At 55.1% G+C, this 24,702-nt stretch carries 18 protein-coding genes; 11 read left to right on the top strand and 7 right to left on the bottom strand.

From position 1 onward, the window contains the following. Nucleotides 1-361: 361 nt before the first annotated feature. The gene (locus tag AC2FAP_RS02255) at nt 362-808 is read left to right on the top strand and encodes a hypothetical protein (protein WP_047955297.1); all 447 of its coding nucleotides are present in this window, start codon (nt 362-364) and stop codon (nt 806-808) included. 70 nt (nt 809-878) lie between these two features. On the opposite strand, the gene infA is transcribed toward AC2FAP_RS02255, so the two are convergent. From infA to trxB, 5 genes are all read right to left on the bottom strand, one after another. Further along, nucleotides 879-1,097 carry a translation initiation factor IF-1 gene (gene infA / locus AC2FAP_RS02260; RefSeq protein WP_002211347.1) on the bottom strand — a complete coding sequence of 73 codons (219 nt, stop codon included), beginning with the start codon at nt 1,095-1,097 and terminating at the stop codon, nt 879-881. Nucleotides 1,098-1,381: 284 nt separating this feature from the next. Further along, the gene (gene aat / locus AC2FAP_RS02265) at nt 1,382-2,086 is read right to left on the bottom strand and encodes a leucyl/phenylalanyl-tRNA--protein transferase (protein ID WP_014169362.1); all 705 of its coding nucleotides are present in this window, start codon (nt 2,084-2,086) and stop codon (nt 1,382-1,384) included. Between the two features lie 46 nt (nt 2,087-2,132). Continuing rightward, a complete protein-coding gene (gene cydC / locus AC2FAP_RS02270; protein ID WP_050736574.1) occupies nt 2,133-3,854 on the bottom strand; it encodes a heme ABC transporter ATP-binding protein/permease CydC in 1,722 nt (573 codons plus the stop codon). Continuing rightward, nucleotides 3,854-5,620 (bottom strand): heme ABC transporter permease/ATP-binding protein CydD, encoded by a 1,767-nt coding sequence (gene cydD, locus AC2FAP_RS02275; RefSeq protein WP_020884832.1) that lies wholly within the window; start codon nt 5,618-5,620, stop codon nt 3,854-3,856. The genes cydC and cydD overlap by 1 nt, the downstream gene beginning before the upstream one ends. Before the next feature lie 114 nt (nt 5,621-5,734). Continuing rightward, nucleotides 5,735-6,703: a thioredoxin-disulfide reductase gene (gene trxB / locus AC2FAP_RS02280; protein WP_025204565.1), complete on the bottom strand. Its 969-nt coding sequence runs from the start codon at nt 6,701-6,703 to the stop codon at nt 5,735-5,737. Between the two features lie 544 nt (nt 6,704-7,247). Here trxB and lrp point away from each other — a divergent pair. From lrp to AC2FAP_RS02330, 10 genes are all read left to right on the top strand, one after another. Beyond that, the gene (lrp, locus tag AC2FAP_RS02285; RefSeq protein ID WP_000228469.1) at nt 7,248-7,742 is read left to right on the top strand and encodes a leucine-responsive transcriptional regulator Lrp; all 495 of its coding nucleotides are present in this window, start codon (nt 7,248-7,250) and stop codon (nt 7,740-7,742) included. Between the two features lie 135 nt (nt 7,743-7,877). Continuing rightward, on the top strand, nt 7,878-11,696 hold the full coding sequence (gene ftsK, locus AC2FAP_RS02290; protein ID WP_485452832.1) for a DNA translocase FtsK: 3,819 nt from the start codon (nt 7,878-7,880) through the stop codon (nt 11,694-11,696). Between the two features lie 127 nt (nt 11,697-11,823). Next, nucleotides 11,824-12,438, top strand: a complete 615-nt coding sequence (gene lolA / locus AC2FAP_RS02295; RefSeq protein WP_014169368.1) for an outer membrane lipoprotein periplasmic chaperone LolA — start codon at nt 11,824-11,826, stop codon at nt 12,436-12,438. Nucleotides 12,439-12,447: 9 nt separating this feature from the next. Next, nucleotides 12,448-13,791 carry a replication-associated recombination protein RarA gene (gene rarA / locus AC2FAP_RS02300; RefSeq protein WP_014169370.1) on the top strand — a complete coding sequence of 448 codons (1,344 nt, stop codon included), beginning with the start codon at nt 12,448-12,450 and terminating at the stop codon, nt 13,789-13,791. A gap of 92 nt (nt 13,792-13,883) precedes the next feature. Further along, the gene (gene serS / locus AC2FAP_RS02305) at nt 13,884-15,176 is read left to right on the top strand and encodes a serine--tRNA ligase (RefSeq protein ID WP_008499983.1); all 1,293 of its coding nucleotides are present in this window, start codon (nt 13,884-13,886) and stop codon (nt 15,174-15,176) included. Nucleotides 15,177-15,387: 211 nt separating this feature from the next. Continuing rightward, nucleotides 15,388-17,829 carry a dimethylsulfoxide reductase subunit A gene (dmsA, locus tag AC2FAP_RS02310; RefSeq protein ID WP_040017048.1) on the top strand — a complete coding sequence of 814 codons (2,442 nt, stop codon included), beginning with the start codon at nt 15,388-15,390 and terminating at the stop codon, nt 17,827-17,829. 10 nt (nt 17,830-17,839) lie between these two features. Further along, nucleotides 17,840-18,457, top strand: a complete 618-nt coding sequence (locus AC2FAP_RS02315) for a DMSO/selenate family reductase complex B subunit (protein WP_014169373.1) — start codon at nt 17,840-17,842, stop codon at nt 18,455-18,457. 1 nt (nt 18,458) lies between these two features. Further along, nucleotides 18,459-19,322 (top strand): dimethyl sulfoxide reductase anchor subunit family protein, encoded by an 864-nt coding sequence (locus AC2FAP_RS02320; RefSeq protein ID WP_014169375.1) that lies wholly within the window; start codon nt 18,459-18,461, stop codon nt 19,320-19,322. 274 nt (nt 19,323-19,596) lie between these two features. Then, nucleotides 19,597-20,745, top strand: a complete 1,149-nt coding sequence (locus AC2FAP_RS02325; RefSeq protein WP_449541346.1) for an MFS transporter — start codon at nt 19,597-19,599, stop codon at nt 20,743-20,745. 123 nt (nt 20,746-20,868) lie between these two features. After that, a complete protein-coding gene (locus tag AC2FAP_RS02330) occupies nt 20,869-21,390 on the top strand; it encodes an anti-virulence regulator CigR family protein (protein ID WP_020884824.1) in 522 nt (173 codons plus the stop codon). Nucleotides 21,391-21,424: 34 nt separating this feature from the next. On the opposite strand, the gene pflA is transcribed toward AC2FAP_RS02330, so the two are convergent. Both pflA and pflB read right to left on the bottom strand, forming a co-directional pair. Then, nucleotides 21,425-22,165, bottom strand: coding sequence for a pyruvate formate lyase 1-activating protein (gene pflA / locus AC2FAP_RS02335; protein ID WP_020884823.1), 741 nt, complete (start codon nt 22,163-22,165; stop codon nt 21,425-21,427). Between the two features lie 204 nt (nt 22,166-22,369). Continuing rightward, nucleotides 22,370-24,652 carry a formate C-acetyltransferase gene (gene pflB / locus AC2FAP_RS02340; protein ID WP_014169380.1) on the bottom strand — a complete coding sequence of 761 codons (2,283 nt, stop codon included), beginning with the start codon at nt 24,650-24,652 and terminating at the stop codon, nt 22,370-22,372. Nucleotides 24,653-24,702 lie beyond the last annotated feature (50 nt).

Genomic DNA, 24,702 nt, shown 5'->3' on the forward strand with positions numbered 1-24,702 from the left:
CTTAAAAACCGGGCAATTCACTGCCCGGTTTTTTTATGCCTGCCCGCACCGAAACTTTGCGAGGCGCTTTCCATATTTTCGTCTCACTCATTGCTGTATAAATTCACAGTCCTAGAATGGCGGCGCACCTGCAAAATCAGGTGTCAGGATTGGCGTCCTGAAAGTGTGTGAGCAGCACCATTGCTGCAGGCTTCGTTCGCCCTAAGGAAAAGGGTATAATTCTGCATCTGGCGGGCGAATCGGAAGCTTCTTTTGAAGCGCCAGTAGCACACACACTGGTACGCCAATTCCTTTTCGTCCGCCGCCAGCGAATCTGGCGTTTCCTGCGGTGGTAACTCAACGTGTGTGAAGGTATTACCCAATGAATACAGAAAACTCTTTCTCCCAGCTCTACAGCGAACTCTCCCTCAACCCCGATCTCCCGACCCTGGCCGGGCGCTGCATGCTGCTCACCGAAATTCTGCTGGACTGCAACGCCCACCCGCAAACGCAGCCCGTGTGCCGCTGTTTAGGCGCGTATCTGGAAGAAGTCAAAACCGGACTCACAGAATCAATGCGTGATTTTCAGATAGTGGAATTTGAGGAGGACGCTGAACCACCGCGACAAAAAGCGTGGCTTCTGGAAGATACCGAAACAAAGTGCGACTACTGCCGGGCAGTAAACCACGTGCTGCTGGTGTCCCATTTTGATCGGGATATGCTGCCGCACCTGACGGGATTGCTGCATGAGATGGCGCATTCCATGGCCGGGGATTTAATCACGCCGGCGCAGCCCCGCATGACAATACATCTTCCTGCCCGGCATTAAGCCGTTAAATAAAAAAGGCCGGGGTTAACCCGACCTTTATATATTCATCTGCCATTACAGGCGAAAACAATTAGCGACTACGGAAGACAATGCGGCCTTTGCTCAGGTCGTACGGGGTCAGTTCAACAGTCACTTTGTCGCCCGTTAAAATGCGGATATAGTTTTTGCGCATTTTACCGGAGATGTGCGCAGTTACCACGTGACCGTTTTCCAGCTCTACGCGAAACATGGTGTTAGGCAACGTATCAAGTACGGTACCCTGCATTTCAATATTGTCTTCTTTGGCCATCTAATCCTCTGGGGTATCACTACCAAGTTTTGAACCGGCAAGATAATGCCGAAATTCATCAATTAAGTAAAGAATTGCGCGTTTAAAACGCAGCAAAATAGTTTCGGCGCATTGCCCAAGCGTCACGGTACAACCGAACGGAAAGCGCATTCGTAAAGGGGATACAACAGGATAAACGTCAGGACGTTATCTGAAGCGGAGGACCCAAACGGCGGCGAGGCAACAGGCAGAACCTACTCTGCGGCATAATTATAACACCCTCACAAAAAATATGCGGAAAACATTTAGGCATTGGGCATAAAGAGCGTTCTTGGTACCCAGAAGTCTCGCGGCAGCTTCTCCTGACGGCAAACGTCCAGATGTTCTATGTAGTGACGGCGGGGGATTTCAACCGCGCCGAGCGAGGCAGTATGCTCATTGAGGACCTGGCAATCCATCAGTTTTCCGCCGCGCTGGGCAAACTCCTGGCAGAAGATCAGCAGCGCGGTTTTCGAGGCATTCACGGCACGGGAGAACATCGATTCGCCGCAAAACAGCGTCCCCTGCGCAACGCCATACATCCCGCCGACGAGTTCACCGTCTTGCCAGACTTCAATGGAGTGCGCGAAACCCAGCTCGTGCAGCTGGTGATAGGCGGTAATGATATCGCGGGTGATCCAGGTTCCTTCATGACGGTCTTCGGCACAGCCTTCAATGACCTGACCGAAGGCATGATTCAGGGTGACGCGGTAGGGTGATTTCGCATGGAAACGCTTCATGCTGCGGCTCAGGTGAAACTGCGCCGGCCACAGCACGGCACGGGGATCGGGCGACCACCATAAAATCGGGTCGCCGGGTGAAAACCACGGGAAAATGCCGCGCTGGTAAGCCATCAAAAGCCGCGCAGGACTGAGATCGCCGCCAAGGGCCAGCAGCCCATTAGGTTCACGCAGCGCTCCCTCCGGCGAAGGGAACGCGATGTTATGACGAGAAAGCTGGACCAGGCGCATGACAGCAGAACTCCAATACGCGAGTTAGGATCGGTACAAATATAGTCTACAGACGCTGTTTAAACTGGTAGTAGCGACCCTGTTTCGCCAACAGTTCTGTGTGACTACCTTGCTCAATAATATGTCCGTTGTCCATCACAATTATCTGATCAAAACTCGCCAGCCCGCGCAGGCGGTGGGTGACCATCAGCACGGTTTTTCCGGTCATAACATGGGCCAGTAAATCAAGGATTTGGCTCTCGGTTGTTGCGTCCAGCCCTTCAGTGGGTTCATCAAGCAGCATCAGCGGCGCATCGTGCAGCAACGCGCGTGCAATCGCCAGACGGCGCAACTCGCCGCCGGAGAGCTGACGACCGCCTTCCCCGAGCCAGCCGTTCAGCCCGTCGTTCTCAAGCAGTTTTTGCAGCCCAACCTGCTCCAGCATGGCGCGCAGATCATCGTCGGAGGCCTGAGGTGCCGCGAGCAGCAGGTTATCACGCAGCGTTGCGCTGAAGAGGTGCACGCGCTGCGGAACCACACTCACGGTCTTGCGCAGCGTCTGTTCGCTGAAGTCGGTCAGCGGCGTATCGTTAAACCGAATCTGACCGTGCTGCGGATCCCAGGCGCGGGTCAGCAACTGAAGAAGGGTGGATTTACCGCAACCGGTACGACCGAGGAGCGCAATCCGCTGGCCTGCTTTAACAGACAGCGTGATCCCTTCCAGCGCGTTTTGCGCCTGTTTTTCATAGGCAAAGGTGACGTTATCCAGGGTCAGCGCAACCTGCGTCGGCACGGCGGTCTGAGCGCCGCTGAACGTAACCTCCGGCTCCTGCTCGGCAATCTGAGTGATGCGCAGGGCAGAAGCGATGACCTGCCCAAGATGCTGGAAGGCGCCCGTCACCGGGGCCAGCGCTTCAAACGCGGCCAGGGCGCAGAAAACGAAGAGGGCAATCAGAGGGCCGGGCTGGGTATTCCCGCCTACGCCACCTGAAGCCATCCACAGCATGGCGATGACCGCCACGCCGCCGATTAACATCATCAACGCCTGGGAGAATGCCGTGAGCTCCGACTGGCGGCGCTGGGCTTCATGCCAGTTCAGCTCAGTGCTTTCCATTTGACTGCGATAACGCGTGCTGGCACCAAAAATGGTCAGTTCCGCCTGTCCCTGCAGCCAGGATGTCAGCTGCTGTCGGTAGTCGCCGCGCAGGCGCGTCAGGTTCTCGCCAGTGGATTTACCTGCACGATAAAACAGCGGTGGCAGGATAATCAGCGTCAGCAGCATAATGCCACCCAGCGTGAGCGCAACGGGAACGTCCAGAACCGACAACCCCAGCGTGACCACCACAATCACCACAAACGCCCCCACGATGGGCGAGATGACGCGCAGGTAAAGGTGATCCAGCGTGTCGACATCGGCTACGACACGGTTGAGTAACTCACCCTGACGAAAACGTGCCAGCCCGGCAGGGGAGAGGGGTAGCAGTTTGCTGAAGGTGTAAATGCGCAGGTGCTGTAGCACGCGGAAAGTGGCGTCGTGGCTGACAAGACGCTCAAAATAACGTCCGGCAGTACGCGTGATTGCGGTGCCGCGAACGCCTGCCGCCGGAAGCATATAGTTAAAGCTGTATAAACCCGCGAACCCCGCGACGGCCGAAGCGGACAAGAACCAGCCGGAGAGCGTAAGCAGACCGATGCTGGCAAGCAGGGTAACAATCGCCAGCACAATGCCCAGCAGCAGCATCCATTTATGGCGTTTATAGAGCGCAAGATAGGGAAGCAGAGCACGCATCAGATATCCTCCTGACGGTTTGCCAGCAGGGTGGCAAACGGGCCCTGCGCGGCAACGAGAGAGGCGTAATCGCCTTGCTCAACAATATGACCATTTTCCATGACCCAGATCTGATCCCAGTCAGCAATACCTTCCAGCTGATGGGTGACCATCAGGGTGGTTTGCTGCCGCGAGGCCGCATTCAGGGCATCCATGACGCGTTGCTCACTGTGTGCGTCAAGGCTTGCTGCTGGCTCGTCGAGCAGCATGAGCTGGCATGGGTTAAGCAGCGCGCGGGCAACCGCCACACGCTGGGCCTGACCGACTGACAGGCCGGCAGACTGGTCACCGACAACGGTATCGACACCCTGCGGAAGCTGCGGCAGAAACTCGCTGACCCAGGCGCGGTCGAGCACGGATTGCAGTTCATCGTCACGCGCATCCGGGCGAGCCAGCAGCACATTGTCTCGCAGCGTGGCGGCAGGAAGCTGAGGGTTTTGTCCCACCCAGCTAAGCTGTTTACGCCAGGCAAGCGGATCGAGATCGCGCAGTTCAGTTTGGTTGATCCGCAGCGATCCGGTGTAGGCCATAAAACCCGATAGCGCATTGAGTAGAGAGCTTTTCCCTGAACCGCTGATGCCTACGAGCACCACACGTTTTCCGGCCGGAAGGGTAAAGTTAAGCGGGCCTGCCAGCACGTTGCCTTCAGGCGACAGAATGGAGAAATCACGCGCTTCAAGGGTAACCGGCTCTTTGGCGTTCAGCGTCACGTCACCGCGTTCCGGATGCGCCAGTGGCGTTTCCATAAACGTCTTCAGGCTGTCAGCCGCGCCCACGGCCTGCGCTTTTGCATGATAGAAGGTGCCCAGATCGCGAAGCGGCTGGAAAAATTCGGGGGCCAGTATCAGCGCAAGGAAACCGGCTGAAAGGGTCACCGCCGTGCCGTAGTGGCCAAAATCCAGCGCGCCGAGATACGAGAAGCCAAAGTAGACTGCCACAAGCGCAATCGACAGCGAGGTAAAGAATTCGAGTACGCCGGAGGAGAGAAACGCCAGACGTAACACTTCCATGGTGCGCTGACGGAAATCCTGCGATGCGAGGCGGATATTTTCAGTTTCCGCTTCACCGCGGCCAAAAATGCGCAACGTTTCCATGCCGCGCAGACGGTCAAGGAAATGGCCGCTTAAGCGACCCAGAGCCAGAAAGTTACGTCGGTTAGCATCCGCGGCGCCCATGCCCACCAGCGCCATAAACAGCGGGATCAGCGGGGCTGTGCCCAGCAGGATCAGCGCTGCCATCCAGTTGACCGGGAAAATGGCGATGACAATCAGCAACGGAACGAAGACGGCTAGCGCCATCTGTGGCAGATAGCGCGCATAGTAGTCATGCATATCGTCAATCTGCTCAAGGATCAGCGTCGCCCAGCTTCCCGCGGGTTTACCCTGGATCCACGCCGGACCGGCCTCCTGAAGGCGGTCAAGCACCTGACGGCGGATCTCATAGCGGATATGCTGTCCGGCGTGAAAACCCACGCGCTCACGCAGCCAGACCACCCAGGCACGAAGAACAAAAATCAGGATCAGGACGATAAAGGGTAACAGGAGCGCTTCGCGCGGAATGTTCTCCATGATCATGTGATTAAGAATGCGGGCCAGCAGCCATGCCTGGGCAACAATCAACAGACCACTGACAAACCCCAGAAAACGGGAGATTGTTAGCCAGCGGCGGGAAAGAACGCTTTGCTGTTTCAGCCAGCGTGTTAACTCTTGTTGACGGGTTTTTTCCATTGCGTACTTAGCAGGTGACGTTATTAGAAGTTGGGCAGCGCAATGTTACAACGGAGAGACAATAAAGGCGACTTATCGCCGCCTTTATTTACGTTTGTTACTGACTTGTAAAGATTATTTACCTTGTTCCGCCAGCCCGTCGAGGTAGCGTTCAGCGTCCAGCGCGGCCATACAGCCAGTGCCAGCAGAGGTGATCGCCTGACGGTAGATATGGTCCATCACATCGCCAGCAGCGAATACGCCAGGAATGCTGGTCTGGGTCGCGTTGCCGTGAATACCGGACTGCACTTTGATGTAGCCGTTTTCCAGCTCCAGTTGCCCCTCGAAAATCGCGGTGTTCGGGCTGTGACCGATCGCCACAAACAGACCCGCCACTTCCAGCGTTTCGACGTTATCGGTATTCTGGGTATCACGAATACGCAGACCGGCAACGCCCATCTGATCGCCCGTGACTTCTTCCAGGGTACGGTTGGTGTGCAGCACGATATTGCCACTCGCCACTTTATCCATCAGACGTTTGATCAGGATCTTCTCTGCGCGGAAGGTGTCACGACGGTGGATCAGGTGCACTTCAGAGGCGATGTTCGCCAGATAAAGGGCTTCTTCCACGGCAGTGTTGCCGCCACCGATAACCGCCACTTTCTGGTTGCGATAGAAGAAACCATCGCAGGTTGCGCAGGCGGAGACGCCACGGCCTTTGAATGCTTCTTCAGACGGCAGACCGAGGTAACGGGCAGAAGCGCCGGTCGCGATGATCAGCGCATCACAGGTGTACTCGCCACTGTCGCCCGTCAGACGGAACGGACGGTTCTGCAGGTCAACCTTGTTGATATGATCGAACAGAATTTCGGTTTCGAATTTCGTCGCATGCTCGTGCATACGCTCCATCAGCAGCGGCCCGGTCAGGTCGTTCGGGTCGCCTGGCCAGTTTTCCACTTCCGTGGTGGTGGTCAGCTGACCGCCTTTTTCCATGCCGGTAATCAGAACCGGTTGCAGGTTAGCGCGTGCAGCATAGACCGCCGCGGTATATCCCGCAGGTCCAGAACCAAGAATTAGCAGCTTACTGTGTTTGGCCGTGCCCATGAGATCCCCATTGTTGTTGGCAGACATTTGGCTGGATTGTAGGGAATTTGTTGCCGTAAAAAAAGAGCGCAGCAATTTTGATATCGATATGTGCAATAGCCAGCGACGATGAATTAAGCGCTATAACATCACGCTTTGCGCCGAAATTCGCTCGTTTGTACGGCAATAAAATGAGGATTAATACCCTGCCGTAATGAATATCCGGCATGTTGTACTAAAAATCGATGTTTTGCTTTGACAATCCCCTGCGCTTTTGCGAAAACATTCAAGGAAGAAAAAAAACCGCGTTAACCGCATGCCGCATAGGCATGCACGTAAATGCCATTTTTACCGGGTCAGTGAAATCTACGCATGGCGTGGACAGACGCCATACGTGATATCGGTGACTGCCTTCGGGCAACGGTCTTCTTACCAACAGAACCCGAATCCGCATCGCGTCTAATACATAACCAGGCGATGTGATGACTAACGGGTACAGGCTCTGAACAGTGATGTGCACAGGGTCCAGGCAGGAGTAGGGAAGGAATACAGAGAGACAATAATAATGGTAGATAGCAAGAAGCGCCCTGGCAAAGATCTCGACCGTATCGATCGTAACATTCTTAATGAATTGCAAAAGGATGGGCGTATTTCCAACGTCGAGCTTTCAAAACGTGTGGGACTTTCCCCGACGCCGTGCCTTGAGCGTGTGCGCCGACTGGAAAGACAGGGTTTCATTCAGGGCTATACGGCTCTGTTGAACCCGCATTATCTGGATGCCTCACTTCTGGTATTTGTTGAGATTACTCTGAATCGTGGTGCGCCGGATGTGTTTGAGCAATTTAACGCCGCTGTACAAAAACTTGAAGAAATTCAAGAGTGTCATCTGGTATCCGGTGATTTCGACTACCTGTTGAAAACCCGTGTGCCTGATATGTCCGCCTACCGTAAGCTGCTGGGTGAAACCCTGCTGCGTCTGCCGGGCGTGAATGACACCCGTACCTATGTGGTGATGGAAGAAGTCAAACAGAGCAATCGTCTGGTTATTAAGACGCGCTAACACGGAACAGGTGCAAAATCAGTGTAGTTTGATTACACTCCTGTTAATCCATACAGCAACAGTGCCGGGGATACCCGGCGCTGTTGTCCGTTTTAGCAAACAGGCAGGATATGCCTGATACCTGGAGAGCCTTTCTTGAGCCAGGAATACACTGAAGACAAAGAAGTCACATTATCGAAGCTAAGCAGCGGACGTCGTCTCCTCGAGGCTTTGCTGATTGTTATTGCCCTTTTTGCCGTCTGGCTGATGGCAGCCCTACTCAGTTTCAACCCCTCAGATCCCAGCTGGTCACAAACCGCCTGGCATGAGCCTATCCATAACTTAGGCGGTGTTCCCGGCGCCTGGCTTGCAGATACGCTCTTCTTCATTTTCGGGGTGATGGCCTACACCCTTCCCGTCATTATCATTGGCGGATGCTGGTTTGCCTGGCGCCATCGTCAAAACGATGACTATATCGACTATTTCGCGGTGTCGCTGCGCCTGATTGGCGCACTGGCGCTGATCCTCACCTCGTGTGGGCTGGCGGCTATCAACGCCGATGATATCTGGTATTTCGCCTCTGGCGGGGTGATCGGCAGCCTGTTGAGCTCTGCGCTACAGCCCATGCTTCACAGCAGCGGTGGCACGCTTGCGTTGCTCTGCATCTGGGCGGCAGGACTGACGCTGTTCACCGGCTGGTCGTGGGTGAGCATCGCTGAGAAGATCGGCAGCTTTATCCTCACCCTCCTGACCTTCGCCAGCAACCGTACCCGTCGCGACGATACGTGGGTTGACGAAGATGAATATGAGTACGAAGAGGAAGACGATGCTCCCGTTCAGCGTCGCGAATCTCGTCGTGCCCGCATTATGCGCGGCGCGCTGGCGCGTCGTCAGCGTGTTGCCGAGAAATTTGCCAACCCGCTAGGCCGTAAAACCGATGCGGCGCTCTTCTCCGGCAAACGCATGGATGAAGACGATCAGGTTGAATATCGTGCCGCCGGTGCGGCTGTCGATCCAAACGATGTGCTCTTCTCCGGCAACCGTGCCACGCCGGGAGCGTTTGATGAATACGACCCGCTGTTAAATGGTCACTCCGTGACCGAGCCGGTCGCTGCAGCGGCCGCCGCCACTACGGCTTCACAGGCGTATGCCGCTCCAGCCGATGCGGTGATGCCTTCAGCACCGGTTCCACCGCCCGAATCCGCCATTCAGCAACCTCAGGTGGAATGGCAAACCGCCCCTGGCGTTCATACGCCTGAGCCGGTTATTGCGCCAGAGCCAGAGAGCTATATTCCTGTCCAGCAGGAAGCCTGGCAGCAGCCTTATCAGCCGGAGCCGGCATATGAGCCTCAGGGATATCCGCAGTACGCGCAGCCTGCCGCACAGCCTCATCAGGAGTACGTGCCGCAGCCGGTTGAACCTGAACAGCCATACGTAGCGCCTCAGCCAGAGCCTGACGTGGTGGAAGAGGCGAAACCGTCTCGTCCGCCATTGTACTATTTTGAAGAGGTCGAAGAGCGTCGTGCCCGCGAGCGTGAACAGCTGGCGGCCTGGTATCAGCCTGTGCCTGAACCGGTGCAGGAGCCTGTAACTAAAGCCCCTTCTGTTTCGGTTCCTCCGGTTGATCCAACGCCTGCCGTTGCACCTGTTGCTGAAAGCGTGAAGCAGGCTACAGCGGCAGCCGCTGCCCCGGTCTTTAGCCTCGCCACAGGCGGTGCGCCACGTCCACAGGTGAAAGAGGGCATTGGCCCGCAGTTACCTCGCCCAAACCGTGTTCGCGTGCCAACGCGGCGTGAGCTGGCCTCCTACGGTATCAAGCTCCCTTCTCAGCGTATGGCTGAGGAGAAAGCGCGCGAGAATGAGTATGAAGATGACGTTGATGAAATGCATCAGGATGAACTGGCGCGCCAGTTCGCCGCGCAGCAGCATCAGCGCTATGGCGAAGAATACCAGCATGAAGTGCATCATCCGCAAGACGAAGATGACGCGGCTGAGGCGGAATTAGCGCGCCAGTTCGCGGCCACGCAGCAGCAGCGTTATGCCGGTGAGCAGCCTGCTGGAGCGAATCCGTTCTCGCTGTCGGATTTTGAATTCTCCCCAATAAAAGATCTGGTTGATGATGGCCCGAGCGAGCCGCTGTTCACGCCGAGCGTGATGCCGGACGCTGAACCGACGCGTCCGCAGACTGCGCCAGCGCCGCAGGCGTATGCACAGCCGCAACAACCGGCACCGCAGGCGTATGCACAACCGCAGCAACCGGCACCGCAAGCGTATGCACAGCCGCAGCAACCGGCGCCGCAGGCGTTTGCACAACCGCAACAACCGGCACCGCAGGCGTATGCACAGCCGCAGCAACTGGCGCCGCAGGCTTACGCGCAACCGCAGCAGCCACCACAGCCGCCGCAGTTCCAGCAGCCTCAGGCACAGCCGCAGGAGAGTCTCATTCACCCGCTGCTGATGCGTAACGGCGACAGCCGTCCGTTGCAGCGTCCAAGCACGCCTCTGCCGTCGCTGGATCTGTTAACCCCACCGCCGGCTGAAGTCGAGCCGGTCGATACCTTTGCTCTTGAGCAGATGGCTCGTCTGGTGGAAGCGCGTCTGGCGGACTTCCGTATCAAGGCTGATGTGGTCAACTACTCCCCAGGGCCGGTGATCACTCGCTTCGAACTTAATCTGGCACCAGGCGTAAAAGCCGCGCGTATTTCTAACCTTTCCCGTGACCTGGCGCGGTCTCTGTCGACCGTGGCGGTGCGTGTTGTAGAGGTTATTCCGGGTAAACCTTATGTCGGTCTTGAACTGCCGAATAAGAAACGTCAGACCGTTTACCTGCGCGAAGTCCTGGATAACGCGAAGTTCCGCGATAACCCGTCACCGCTGAGCGTGGTTCTGGGTAAAGATATTGCGGGCGAGCCGGTGGTGGCCGATCTGGCAAAAATGCCTCACCTGCTGGTGGCAGGTACCACCGGCTCCGGTAAATCCGTCGGTGTGAACGCCATGATCCTCAGCATGCTCTATAAAGCGCAGCCGGAAGATGTCCGTTTCATCATGATCGACCCGAAAATGCTGGAACTGTCGGTCTATGAAGGTATCCCGCATCTGCTGACAGAAGTGGTTACCGACATGAAAGACGCGGCCAATGCCCTGCGCTGGAGCGTGAATGAGATGGAGCGTCGCTACAAGCTGATGTCTGCGCTGGGCGTGCGTAACCTTGCCGGTTATAACGAGAAAATCGCCGAAGCGGCACGGATGGGCCGTCCGATTCCGGACCCTTACTGGAAACCGGGCGACAGCATGGATGCCCAACATCCGGTGCTGGAAAAACTGCCTTACATCGTCGTGCTGGTGGATGAATTCGCTGACCTGATGATGACCGTCGGTAAAAAAGTGGAAGAGCTGATTGCACGTCTGGCGCAGAAAGCACGTGCGGCCGGCATCCACCTGGTTCTGGCGACGCAGCGTCCGTCTGTGGACGTCATTACGGGTCTGATCAAAGCGAACATTCCAACCCGTATCGCGTTTACCGTATCGAGCAAAATTGACTCGCGTACTATTCTCGACCAGGGTGGCGCGGAGTCGCTGCTGGGTATGGGGGACATGCTTTACTCTGGCCCGAACTCTACTTCTCCGGTGCGTGTTCACGGCGCATTTGTTCGCGACCAGGAAGTTCACGCCGTGGTGCAGGACTGGAAAGCGCGCGGTCGTCCGCAATATGTTGATGGCATTACCTCCGACAGTGAAAGCGAAGGCGGCGGTGGTGGCCTGGACGGCGGCGAGGAGCTGGATCCGTTATTCGACCAGGCGGTTAACTTCGTCACCGAAAAACGTAAAGCTTCTATCTCGGGTGTGCAGCGTCAGTTCCGCATCGGCTACAACCGCGCAGCGCGCATCATCGAGCAGATGGAAGCGCAGGGCATTGTGAGCGAGCAGGGGCACAACGGTAACCGTGAGGTGCTGGCACCGCCGCCGTTTGATTAACCTTCAGTGATTGCAAAGAAGGGTAAATCAGCCAAAATTAAGCATTTTCTTCTGTCGCCTGCCTTCGGGCAGGTACACAATAGAGGGCAGAACCCCATATCGGGATGACGTATTTTAAGGAATAACAATGAAAAAAATCGCAATCGCCTGTGCATTACTCACCAGTTTTGTCGCCAGCAGCGTCTGGGCTGATGCAGCCAGCGACCTTAAAAGCCGACTGGATAAAGTGAGCAGTTTCCACGCCAGCTTCACGCAAAAAGTGACTGACGGCAGTGGCAATGCGGTGCAGGAAGGTCAGGGGGATTTGTGGGTAAAACGCCCGAATCTGTTTAACTGGCATATGACTCAGCCGGATGAGAGCATCCTGGTTTCTGATGGTAAGACCCTGTGGTTCTACAACCCGTTTGTCGAGCAGGCTACCGCGACCTGGCTGAAAGACGCGACCAGCAATACGCCTTTCATGCTGATTGCGCGTAACCAGTCCAGCGACTGGCAGCAGTACAATATCAAACAGAATGGTGATGAGTTTGTTCTGACGCCGAAAGGCAGCAATGGCAACCTGAAACAGTTCACCATCAACGTGAGCACCAACGGAACCATTAATCAGTTTGGTGCGGTTGAGCAGGACGACCAGCGTAGCAGCTACCAGCTCAAGACCCAGCAAAACGGCGCGGTTGACGCGTCTAAATTCACCTTTACCCCGCCGCAGGGCGTAACGGTGGACGATCAGCGCAACAAGTAAGAGGCATGAGTGAGCAATCTGTCGCTCGATTTTTCTGAGAATGCGTTTCAACCTCTGGCCGCTCGTATGCGGCCAGAAAATTTAGCGCAGTACATCGGCCAGCAACACCTGCTGGCTGCGGGGAAACCCTTGCCGCGTGCCATTGAGGCCGGGCATCTGCACTCCATGATCCTCTGGGGCCCACCCGGTACAGGCAAAACCACGCTCGCGGAGGTTATCGCCCGCTATGCTAACGCGGATGTCGAGCGCATCTCGGCGGTCACGTCCGGCGTGAAGGAGATCCGCGAGGCAATTGAACGTGCGCGGCAAAATCGCAATGCAGGGCGACGTACCATTCTCTTTGTCGACGAAGTTCATCGTTTCAATAAAAGCCAGCAGGATGCTTTCCTGCCGCACATTGAAGACGGCACCATTTTCTTCATCGGTGCCACCACCGAAAACCCGTCGTTTGAACTCAATTCCGCGCTGCTTTCCCGCGCACGTGTTTACCTGCTCAAATCCCTGACCGTGGAGGATATTGAACAGGTTCTCACGCAGGCGATGAACGATAACGCGCGCGGCTACGGCGGGCAGGATATCGTTCTGCCTGACGACACGCGCCGGGCGATCGCTGAACTGGTTAACGGCGACGCCCGCCGGGCACTCAATACGCTGGAAATGATGGCCGATATGGCCGAAGTGGATGCGTCCGGCAAACGGGTACTGAAACCGGCGTTGCTCACCGAAATCGCCGGGGAGCGCAGCGCGCGTTTCGACAATAAAGGCGATCGGTTTTACGATCTGATTTCGGCACTGCATAAGTCGGTGCGCGGCAGCGCGCCCGATGCGGCGCTTTACTGGTATGCCCGCATTATCACCGCCGGTGGCGATCCGCTGTATGTGGCCCGTCGCTGCCTGGCGATTGCCTCTGAAGATGTCGGGAATGCCGACCCGCGCGCCATGCAGGTGGCTATTTCGGCCTGGGACTGCTTTACCCGCGTCGGGCCTGCTGAAGGCGAGCGTGCTATCGCTCAGGCGATTGTTTATCTGGCCTGCGCACCGAAAAGTAACGCTGTCTATACCGCCTTTAAAGCGGCCATGTCCGACGCTCGTGAACGCCCGGATTATGACGTGCCGGTTCATCTGCGCAATGCGCCGACCAAACTGATGAAAGAGATGGGATACGGGCAGGAGTACCGCTACGCCCACGACGAACCCAATGCCTACGCCGCCGGGGAGGAATATTTCCCGCAGGAGATGGCACAAACCCGCTATTATCACCCCACAAACAGAGGTCTTGAAGGCAAGATTGGCGAAAAGCTCGCCTGGCTCGCCGGACAGGATCAAAATAGCCCTATAAAACGCTACCGTTAGTGCGATCGTTGCGGTAATGTTGGCAATGTATCCCTGTGGCCGCAGGCTGTGGTCACATTTTCCTATTTTAATTCGATAAGCACAGGATAAGCATGCTCGATCCCAATCTGCTGCGTAATGAGCCAGACGCAGTCGCTGAAAAACTGGCACGCCGGGGCTTTAAGCTGGATGTAGATAAGCTGCGCGCTCTTGAAGAGCGTCGTAAAGTTCTGCAGGTACAAACTGAAAATCTGCAGGCAGAGCGTAATTCTCGATCGAAATCCATCGGCCAGGCGAAAGCGCGCGGGGAAGACATTGAGCCATTACGCCTGGAAGTGAACAAACTGGGTGAAGAGCTGGATCAGGCGAAAGCGGAGCTGGACGTGCTTCAGGCCGAGATCCGTGATATCGCGCTGGCGATCCCGAACATTCCTGACGATAGCGTACCTGTCGGTAAAGATGAAAACGACAACGTTGAAGTGAAACGCTGGGGCACGCCTCGCGAGTTCGACTTCGAGGTTCGCGATCATGTGACCCTGGGCGAAATGCATGCCGGCCTGGACTTTGCGGCCGCAGTTAAGCTGACCGGTTCTCGCTTCGTTGTGATGAAAGGCCAGATTGCTCATCTGCATCGCGCTCTGGCGCAGTTTATGCTGGATCTGCACACCGAGCAGCACGGCTACAGCGAAACCTACGTCCCGTATCTGGTTAACCACGATACGCTGTACGGTACTGGCCAGCTGCCAAAATTTGCCGGCGATCTGTTCCACACCCGTCCGCTGGACGAGGAAGCTGACAGCAGCAACTACGCGCTGATCCCAACTGCGGAAGTGCCGCTGACTAACCTCGTGCGTGATGAGATCATCGACGAAGACGACCTGCCAATCAAACTGACAGCACACTCTCCGTGCTTCCGTTCTGAAGCGGGTTCTTACGGTCGCGACACCCGTGGTCTGATCCGTATGCACCAGTTCGACAAAGTAGAGATGGTGCAGATTGTCCGCCCGGAAGAGTCGATGGACGCGCTGGAAGAGATGACCGGCCACGCTGAGAAAGTGCTGGAGCTGCTGGGTCTGCCGTACCGTCGTATGGCGCTGTGCACCGGTGATATGGGCTTTGGTGCCTGCAAAACCTTCGACCTGGAAGTCTGGGTTCCTGCGCAGAATACCTACCGTGAAATCTCCTCCTGCTCTAACGTCTGGGATTTCCAGGCGCGTCGTATGCAGGCACGTTGCCGCAGCAAGTCTGACAAGAAAACCCGTCTGGTGCATACCCTGAACGGTTCTGGTCTGGCTGTCGGTCGTACACTGGTTGCCGTGCTGGAAAACTATCAGCAGGCGGACGGTCGTATTGAGATCCCTGAAGTGCTGCGTCCGTACATGAAAGGCCAGCAGTACATCGGTTAATGATTTGACGTGAAACAAAAAAGCGCCTCAGGGCGCTTTTTTTATACCTTAGAATTGATACGACGCAATAACCCCTCCCTCCAAAGTAGTAATACTCCTCCGAATGAAAGTCAGCATAAAAAACCAATAACGAAGTTATTCGTTATATATAAAACTATATAGCGGCTTATGCCGCCTCTCTTTTCTTTGTGAGCAACCAAAGTGAGTCTCTATGAAAATCAAAGCGCCTGAAGCGTTAATGGCTGCCGAGGTCACTCGCCGTGGGTTGATGAAAACCACGGCAATTGGTGGTCTGGCCGTTGCCAGCAGCGCCTTTACGCTCCCTTTTTCTCGTCTGGTGTCGGCGGCGGATGCACTGTCCCCGACCACCCCGGAAAAAGTGGTGTGGAGTGCCTGTACCGTAAACTGCGGTAGCCGTTGTCCACTGCGTATGCATGTGGTGGATGGTGAGATTAAATATGTCGAAACCGATAATACCGGAGACGATAACTACGAGGGGTTACATCAGGTCCGCGCCTGCCTGCGCGGCCGTTCAATGCGTCGTCGCGTTTATAACCCGGACCGCCTGAAGTACCCGATGAAACGCGTTGGCAAGCGTGGAGAAGGGAAGTTCGAGCGCATTAGCTGGGATGAAGCCTACGACATTATCGCGACGAACATGCAGCGTCTGATCAAAGACTACGGCAACGAATCCATCTATCTGAACTATGGCACCGGGACGCTCGGCGGCACGCTGACCCGCTCCTGGCCACCGGGGAAAACGCTGGTGGCCCGTCTGATGAACTGCTGCGGCGGTTATCTGAACCATTATGGCGACTACTCTTCGGCGCAGATTGCCGCCGGTCTGAACTACACCTACGGTGGCTGGGCAGACGGTAACAGCCCGTCTGATATCGAAAACAGTAAGCTGGTGGTGCTGTTCGGCAACAACCCGGGTGAAACGCGCATGAGCGGTGGCGGGGTAACGTACTACCTCGAACAGGCGCGCGCCAAATCGAATGCCCGCATGATTATTATCGACCCGCGCTATACCGACACCGGAGCAGGGCGTGAAGATGAGTGGATCCCGATTCGTCCTGGCACCGATGCTGCGCTGGTCTCCGCGCTGGCGTGGGTGATGATCACTGAAAATCTGGTCGATCAGCCGTTCCTCGATAAATACTGCGTCGGTTATGACGAGAAAACATTGCCAGCCAGCGCGCCGGCTAATGGCCACTATAAGGCCTATATTCTCGGTCAGGGCAGCGACGGTATTGCCAAAACGCCTGAATGGGCGTCCACCATCACGGGAATTCCGGTAGACCGTATTGTTCAACTGGCACGAGAGATTGGCTCGGCTAAACCGGCCTATATTAGTCAGGGCTGGGGTCCACAGCGTCATGCGAACGGTGAAATTGCCACCCGTGCCATTTCGATGCTCGCCATTCTCACGGGTAACGTGGGCATTCATGGCGGTAACACGGGTGCGCGTGAAGGCTCCTATGAAGTGCCGTTTGAACGTATGCCGACGCTGGAAAACCCGGTTCAGACCAGTATCTCCATGTTTATGTGGACTGATGCCATTGAACGCGGCCCGGAAATGACTGCGCTGCGTGACGGCGTGCGGGGTAAGGACAAACTGGATGTCCCGATCAAGATGATCTGGAACTACGCCGGAAACTGTCTCATCAACCAGCACTCTGAAATTAACCGCACCCATGAAATCCTGCAGGATGACAAGAAGTGCGAGATGATTGTGGTGATCGACTGCCACATGACATCTTCGGCAAAATATGCCGATATTATTCTCCCGGACTGCACGGCCTCTGAGCAGATGGATTTCGCGCTGGATGCCTCCTGCGGCAACATGTCCTACGTCATCTTTACCGATCAGGCTATTAAACCTCGCTTTGAGTGCAAAACCATCTATGAGATGACCTCTGAGCTGGCGAAACGTCTTGGCGTTGAGCAGCAATTTACCGAGGGGCGCACGCAGGAAGGGTGGATGCGCCATCTGCATGAACTCTCCCGCAAAGCGATCCCTGACCTTCCGGATTTCGATACCTTCCGTGAGCAGGGGATGTACAAACAGCGTGATCCGGAAGGCCACCACGTGGCGTACAAAGCTTTCCGTGACGATCCGCAGGCCAATCCGCTGACCACGCCATCGGGCAAAATTGAAATTTATTCAGAAGAGCTGGCAAAAATTGCCTCTACCTGGGAGTTGCCGGAAGGGGATGTTATCGATCCGCTGCCGATCTACACGCCGGGCTTTGAAAACTACAACGATCCGCTGACCGCGAAATTCCCGCTGCAGTTGACCGGCTTCCACTACAAAGCGCGTGTTCACTCTACCTATGGCAACGTCGACGTACTGAAAGCTGCCTGCCGTCAGGAGATGTGGATTAACCCGATGGATGCCAAAGCCCGTGGGATCAGCAATGGCGACCGCGTGCGCATCTTTAACGGTCGCGGTGAGGTACACATTGAAGCCAAGGTGACTCCGCGCATGATGCCTGGCGTTGTCGCGCTGGGGGAAGGGGCCTGGTATAGCCCGGATGCGAATCGCATCGACCAGGCAGGCAGTATTAACGTACTGACCACGCAGCGTCCGTCGCCACTGGCGAAGGGCAACCCGTCCCACACGAACCTTGTTCAGGTTGAAAAGGTGTAAGGAGTAACCGATGACAACCCAGTATGGATTTTTTATTGATTCCAGCCGCTGCACCGGGTGCAAAACCTGCGAGCTCGCCTGCAAGGATTACAAAGATTTAACCCCGGACGTCAGCTTCCGCCGTATTTATGAATACGCGGGCGGTGACTGGCAGGAAGACAACGGTGTCTGGCACCAGAACGTGTTTGCCTACTACCTGTCGATTGCCTGCAACCACTGCGAAGACCCGGCCTGTACCAAGGTCTGCCCGAGCGGGGCGATGCACAAGCGTGACGACGGGTTTGTGGTGGTGGATGAAGATGTCTGCATCGGCTGTCGCTACTGCCACATGGCCTGTCCGTACGGTGCCCCGCAGTACAACGCCGCCAAAGGGCATATGACCAAGTGCGACGGCTGCCACACCCGCGTGGCAGACGGCAAAAAGCCAATCTGCGTGGAGTCCTGCCCGCTGCGCGCGCTGGATTTCGGTCCTATCGACGAGTTGCGTAAAAAACATGGTCAGCTGGCGGCCGTCGCACCGCTGCCGTCCGCGCACTTCACGAAGCCGAGCATCGTGATTAAACCTAACGCCAACAGCCGCCCGACAGGGGATACCACCGGCTACCTGGCAAACCCGAAGGAGGTGTGAGATGGGAAGTGGATGGCATGAATGGCCGCTGATGATCTTCACGGTCTTTGGGCAGTGTGTGGCGGGCGGTTTTATTGTCCTCGCGCTGGCGCTGCTGAAAGGGAATCTTACTGCTGAGCAACAACAACGTTTAGTGTTGAGTATGTTTGGCCTGTGGGTGCTGATGGGAATTGGCTTTATTGCCTCTACGCTGCACCTCGGCTCACCAATGCGCGCGTTCAACTCCCTGAACCGGGTGGGGGCGTCGTCACTCAGTAATGAAATCGCCAGCGGGGCGATCTTCTTTGCTGTGGGTGGGCTGGGTTGGCTGCTGGCAGCACTGAAGAAATTGCCGGCAGGGCTGCGCAGCGTGTGGCTGATTGTCACGATGGTGCTGGGCGTGGTGTTTGTGTGGATGATGGTGCGGGTCTATAACACCATCGACACCGTGCCGACCTGGTACAGCATCTGGACGCCGATGAGCTTCTTCCTGACGCTGTTTATTGGTGGGCCGCTTCTTGGCTTCATGCTGCTGCGCGTCGCGGGTGTTGACGGTTGGGCGATGCGTTTGCTGCCTGTCGTTTCACTGCTGGCGCTGGTGGTGAGCGCAGTCGTCACCCTGATGCAGGGCGCGGAGCTGGCAACCATTCACAGCTCTGTTCAGCAGGCGTCTGCCCTGGTGCCGGCATACGGCTCGCTGATGGCCTGGCGCGTGGTACTGCTGGTGGCGGCACTGGTGTGCTGGATTGTGCCTCAGCTTAAGGGGTATCAACCCGCGCTGCCGCTCCTGTCACTGGCTTTTGTGCTGGTCCTCGCAGGTGAACTGATCGGCCGCGGTGTGTTCTACGGTTTGCATATGACCGTAGGTATGGCCGTCGCCAGTTAGCGTTGCCGTGGGTGAGATAAAGCCGGGACGGAGCGCCCGGCTTTTTTTATTTTAATCATGAAATTTTTCGACTGACGTTTTGTTTTCACTTCGGGCATTAATAAATAAAAACAGATACATAATTCATATCTATAGCAGGCGTTGCATTAGCAGGATAAGTTTTTTAAATCGACAGGGAACATATCGTGCGTGGCGGTGAAATCAGTGGATTGACTTTGTTTTTGCCAGTGGCATGATGCGCACGAAATCTGAACTTCCTCACGGTTTTTAATCCATGACCATCTATACCCGGCCAGTGCTTTTATTGCTCTGTGGCCTGCTTCTGCTGACCCTGGCGATCGCAGTGTTAAATACACTCGTCCCGCTGTGGCTCGCCCATGAAAACTTACCGACCTGGCAGGTGGGTATGGTCAGCTCGTCCTTTTTTACTGGCAACCTGCTGGGTACGCTGGTTACAGGAAGCCTGATTAAACGCTTTGGTTTTAACCGCAGCTATTATCTGGCCTCGCTGCTCTTCGCTGTCGGATGTGCCGGGCTGGGCCTGATGGTCGGCTTCTGGAGCTGGATGGTATGGCGCTTTATCGCCGGAGTGGGTTGCGCGATGATTTGGGTGGTGGTTGAAAGCGCGCTGATGTGCAGCGGCACGTCACGTAACCGCGGACGCCTGCTGGCAGCCTATATGATGGTTTATTACATCGGTACCGTGCTTGGTCAACTGATGGTGAGCAAACTGCCAACCGACCTGATGAGCGTTTTGCCGTGGGTGACGGGAATGGTGCTGGCAGCAATCCTGCCGCTGCTCTTTACGCGCATTGTGAACCAGAACAGCGAACACCTGGAAGCAACCCACGTCTGGCCAATGCTGAGACTGCGTCAGGCGCGCCTTGGCGTTAACGGCTGTATTATCTCCGGAATTGTGCTTGGTTCACTGTATGGCCTGATGCCGCTTTATCTGAACCATCAGGGCGTCAGCGATTCCGGGATCGGTTTCTGGATGGCGGTGATGGTGAGTGCGGGGATTGTCGGTCAGTGGCCGATTGGACGCCTGGCCGATCGCTTTGGTCGCCTGCTGGTGCTGCGTGTTCAGGTTTTTGTGGTGATCATGGGCTGTCTCGCCATGCTCAGCAATGCGGCGATGGCGCCTGCGCTGTTTATTCTGGGTGCCGCAGGTTTTACGCTCTATCCGGTCGCGATGGCCTGGGCCTGTGAGAAAGTTGAACACCACCAGTTAGTGGCAATGAACCAGGCGTTGTTACTGAGCTATACCATCGGCAGCCTGCTGGGACCGACCTTTACCGCGATGCTGATGCAGAATTACTCCGACAATTTGCTGTTTATTATGATCGCCAGCGTATCGTTTATTTATCTCTTAATGCTGCTGCGCAAAGTGGGAGAACACCCGACGCCTGTGGCGCATGCCTGATTAATAAAAAGCCAGTCGATGACTGGCTTTTTTGTCCCCATCACATATAAGACTTTTACGTATTGTTTGTTTATTGCACCAGGCGATAATTCAGGTGAGTTATATCACTAAAAGGCAACAATCATGTCTACTCGTCGTTTTACCACTACCGCTCTGGCAGTAGTGTTGTCTTTAACGTTTGCTGCAGCTCCGGTCATGGCTAACCCGGGTAACGGGAATGGCAGTGGTCACGGGAACAGTGGCGGACAAGGTAATGGCGGCAGTCACGGCAATTCCGGTAGTCATGGCAACGGAAATTCCGGTACCCACGGTAATAAACAAAATAACGGTCAGGAAAATCCAGGTAAATCGAATAAAAGCGTCAGTGACGATGTCGACGCCCGTGTGAGCTTCGATCATGCCCGTCACCTGGCACTCAATTACGGCTTAACAGGTTATGAGTCACTGCCTCCGGGTATTGCGAAAAACCTCGCACGCGGTAAACCGCTCCCTCCGGGCATTGCGAAGAAAACCGTGCCGGCCTCTATGCTGGGCCAGCTTCCTTCCTATCCTGGTTATGAATGGCGTGTCGTCGGTGACGATCTGGTCTTAATTGCGCTGAGTACTGCGGTTGTGACCACCATTATTAATGGCGTCTTCAGATAATATAAAAAAGGCCCGGTTCTCACCGGGCCTTTTCTTAATACATTACCTTGTGGCCGTACTGTTCAAGAATACCTTTCACGCGTTCCATCGTCTCTTTCTTCGGCGGCTTAACGCCATCGAGTTTATATTCTTCGCCCATGGCGACCCACTTGTGTTTACCCAGTTCGTGGTAGGGCAGAAGCTCAATTTTCTCAACGTTGCCCATATCGCGGGTAAATTCTCCCAGCCGATGCGCGGAATCGTCATCATCTGACCAGCCAGGTACAACAACATAGCGGATCCAGGTTTTGATGCCTTTCCCGGAGATGTATTTGGCGAACTCCAGCGTACGGTGGTTGGAAACACCCACCAGATTCTGGTGGATCTCATCGTTCATCTGTTTGAGATCGAGCATCACCAGGTCGGTGACGTCGAGCAGTTCATCAATGACCGGATCGTAGCGGCGGACAAAACCGTTTGTATCGAGACAGGTATGAATGCCTTCTTTGCGACAGGCGCGGAACCAGTCGCGCACGAATTCGGCCTGCAGAATGGCTTCACCGCCGGAAGCGGTTACGCCGCCGCCGGATGCGTTCATAAAGTGACGATAGGTCACCACCTCTTTCATCAGTTCTTCGACGGTCACTTCTTTGCCGCCGTGCGTATCCCAGGTGTCACGGTTATGGCAGTAAAGGCAGCGCATCAGGCAGCCCTGGAAAAAGGTGATAAAGCGGATACCCGGGCCATCGACAGTGCCACAGGATTCAAAGGAGTGAATGCGACCAATAATTGACATTGCGGTGATATCTCCAGCATCGGCCCGTCCGGGGCCTGTGTATGCACAGCTCAAAACCGGCTGTGTTTAAGTCTGTTTTGGCTGTTATCCATAGAGTATAGATAGCGGACAAAAGAGACTGTGATGGAGAGAGTGTTAAAAAGGCCCCACGTATGTGGAGCCTTTATTGTACGCCTTTTAACGCGTGATTTCAGTCAATTCCACTTACATGGACTGAGTGAAAGTACGGGTGATAACGTCCTGCTGCTGTTCTTTCGTCAGGGAGTTAAAACGTACTGCGTAGCCGGATACACGGATGGTCAGCTGAGGATATTTCTCAGGGTGTTCCATCGCATCAAGCAGCATTTCACGGTTCATTACGTTCACGTTCAGGTGCTGACCACCTTCAATGGACGCTTCGTGGTGGAAGTAACCATCCATCAGACCCGCGAGGTTAGTTTTACGTACTTCGTCGTCTTTACCCAGCGCATTTGGCACGATAGAGAAGGTGTAAGAGATACCATCTTTCGCGTAAGCAAACGGCAGTTTAGCGACGGAGGTCAGAGAGGCAACAGCACCTTTCTGGTCACGACCGTGCATTGGGTTAGCACCAGGACCGAATGGCGCACCCGCGCGACGACCGTCCGGAGTGTTACCGGTTTTCTTACCATACACAACGTTAGACGTGATGGTCAGAACAGACTGAGTCGGGATAGCGTTACGGTAAGTGGTCAGTTTCTGAATTTTCTTCATGAAACGTTCAACCAGGTCAACCGCCATGTCATCAACGCGAGAGTCGTTGTTACCAAACTGCGGATATTCGCCTTCGATTTCGAAGTCAACAGCCAGACCGTCTTCGTCACGAATTGGTTTAACTTTCGCATATTTGATTGCAGACAGGGAGTCAGCCGCAACGGACAGACCTGCGATACCACACGCCATGGTGCGGATAACGTCACGGTCGTGCAGCGCCATCAGAGAGGCTTCGTAGCTGTACTTGTCGTGCATGTAGTGGATAACGTTCAGGGCAGTGACGTACTGTTTAGCCAGCCAGTCCATGAAGTGATCCATACGCTCCATGACTTCATCGAAGTTCAGAACGTCGCCTTTGATTGGTTCAGACTTAGGACCAACCTGCATTTTCAGTTTTTCATCAACGCCGCCGTTGATTGCGTACAGCATGGTTTTCGCCAGGTTTGCACGCGCACCGAAGAACTGCATTTGTTTACCAACAACCATTGGGCTTACGCAGCATGCGATAGCGTAGTCATCGTTGTTGAAGTCCGGACGCATCAGGTCATCGTTCTCGTACTGCAGAGAAGAGGTGTCGATGGACACTTTAGCGGCGAATTTCTTGAAGTTCAGAGGCAGTTTTTCAGACCACAGAACGGTGATGTTCGGCTCCGGAGAAGGACCCATGGTGTACAGGGTGTTCAGGAAGCGGAAGCTGTTTTTGGTAACCAGAGTACGGCCATCAACACCCATACCACCGATAGATTCCGTTGCCCAGATTGGGTCACCAGAGAACAGCTCATCGTATTCAGGGGTACGCAGGAAGCGAACCATACGCAGTTTCATGACCAGGTGGTCAATCATTTCCTGAGCGTCTTGCTCGGTGATTTTGCCCGCTTTCATATCACGTTCGATGTAAGCATCCAGGAAGGTGGATACACGACCGAAGGACATTGCTGCACCGTTCTGAGACTTAACTGCGGCCAGGTAGCCGAAGTAGGTCCACTGGATAGCTTCCTGAGCGTTGGTTGCAGGACCAGAGATATCGCAGCCATATTTAGCCGCCATTTCTTTGATCTGACCCAGCGCGCGATGCTGTTCAGCGATTTCTTCACGCAGACGGATAGTCGCTTCCAGGTTTACACCGTTTTCCAGATCAGACTGCAGGGAAACAAACTGCGCGTATTTGTCTTTCATCAGGAAGTCGATACCGTACAGCGCAACGCGACGGTAGTCACCGATGATACGGCCACGGCCATAGGCATCTGGCAGACCAGTCAGAACGCCAGATTTACGGCAGTTCAGAATGTCTTTGGTGTAAACATCGAATACACCCTGGTTGTGGGTTTTGCGGTATTCGGTGAAGATTTTTTTCAGCATTGGGTCCAGCTCGCGGTTATACGCTTTGCAGGAACCTTCAACCATTTTGATACCACCGAACGGGATGATCGCACGTTTCAGTGGTGCTTCAGTCTGCAGACCAACGATTTTCTCAAGGGCTTTGTTAATGTAGCCAGCATCGTGAGAAGTGATGGTAGAAGCAACGGAGGTGTCAAAATCAACTGGCGCGTGAGTGCGGTTTTCCAGTTTTACGCCTTCCATTACGCTGTCCCACAGCTTGGTGGTCGCGTCAGTTGCACCAGCCAGGAAGGATTCGTCACCTTCATACGGGGTATAGTTTTTCTGAATGAAGTCACGTACGTTTACTTCATTCTGCCAGTCACCTTTCGCAAAACCTTCCCAGGCTGTGGCTAACTTTTCATTAAGCTCGGACATGTAACACCTACCTTCTTAAGTGGATTTTTTATTTACTGCCTGAGATAACC

This window comes from Enterobacter cloacae complex sp. 394I7 (assembly GCF_057320345.1).

Coding starts and splice junctions, on each gene's coding strand:
- AC2FAP_RS02255 (WP_047955297.1), top strand. CDS start 362: ATGAATACAGAAAACTCTTTCTCCCAGCTCTACAGCGAACTCTCCCTC.
- infA (WP_002211347.1), bottom strand. CDS start 1,097: ATGGCCAAAGAAGACAATATTGAAATGCAGGGTACCGTACTTGATACG.
- aat (WP_014169362.1), bottom strand. CDS start 2,086: ATGCGCCTGGTCCAGCTTTCTCGTCATAACATCGCGTTCCCTTCGCCG.
- cydC (WP_050736574.1), bottom strand. CDS start 3,854: ATGCGTGCTCTGCTTCCCTATCTTGCGCTCTATAAACGCCATAAATGG.
- cydD (WP_020884832.1), bottom strand. CDS start 5,620: ATGGAAAAAACCCGTCAACAAGAGTTAACACGCTGGCTGAAACAGCAA.
- trxB (WP_025204565.1), bottom strand. CDS start 6,703: ATGGGCACGGCCAAACACAGTAAGCTGCTAATTCTTGGTTCTGGACCT.
- lrp (WP_000228469.1), top strand. CDS start 7,248: ATGGTAGATAGCAAGAAGCGCCCTGGCAAAGATCTCGACCGTATCGAT.
- lolA (WP_014169368.1), top strand. CDS start 11,824: ATGAAAAAAATCGCAATCGCCTGTGCATTACTCACCAGTTTTGTCGCC.
- serS (WP_008499983.1), top strand. CDS start 13,884: ATGCTCGATCCCAATCTGCTGCGTAATGAGCCAGACGCAGTCGCTGAA.
- dmsA (WP_040017048.1), top strand. CDS start 15,388: ATGAAAATCAAAGCGCCTGAAGCGTTAATGGCTGCCGAGGTCACTCGC.
- AC2FAP_RS02315 (WP_014169373.1), top strand. CDS start 17,840: ATGACAACCCAGTATGGATTTTTTATTGATTCCAGCCGCTGCACCGGG.
- AC2FAP_RS02320 (WP_014169375.1), top strand. CDS start 18,459: ATGGGAAGTGGATGGCATGAATGGCCGCTGATGATCTTCACGGTCTTT.
- AC2FAP_RS02325 (WP_449541346.1), top strand. CDS start 19,597: ATGACCATCTATACCCGGCCAGTGCTTTTATTGCTCTGTGGCCTGCTT.
- AC2FAP_RS02330 (WP_020884824.1), top strand. CDS start 20,869: ATGTCTACTCGTCGTTTTACCACTACCGCTCTGGCAGTAGTGTTGTCT.
- pflA (WP_020884823.1), bottom strand. CDS start 22,165: ATGTCAATTATTGGTCGCATTCACTCCTTTGAATCCTGTGGCACTGTC.
- pflB (WP_014169380.1), bottom strand. CDS start 24,652: ATGTCCGAGCTTAATGAAAAGTTAGCCACAGCCTGGGAAGGTTTTGCG.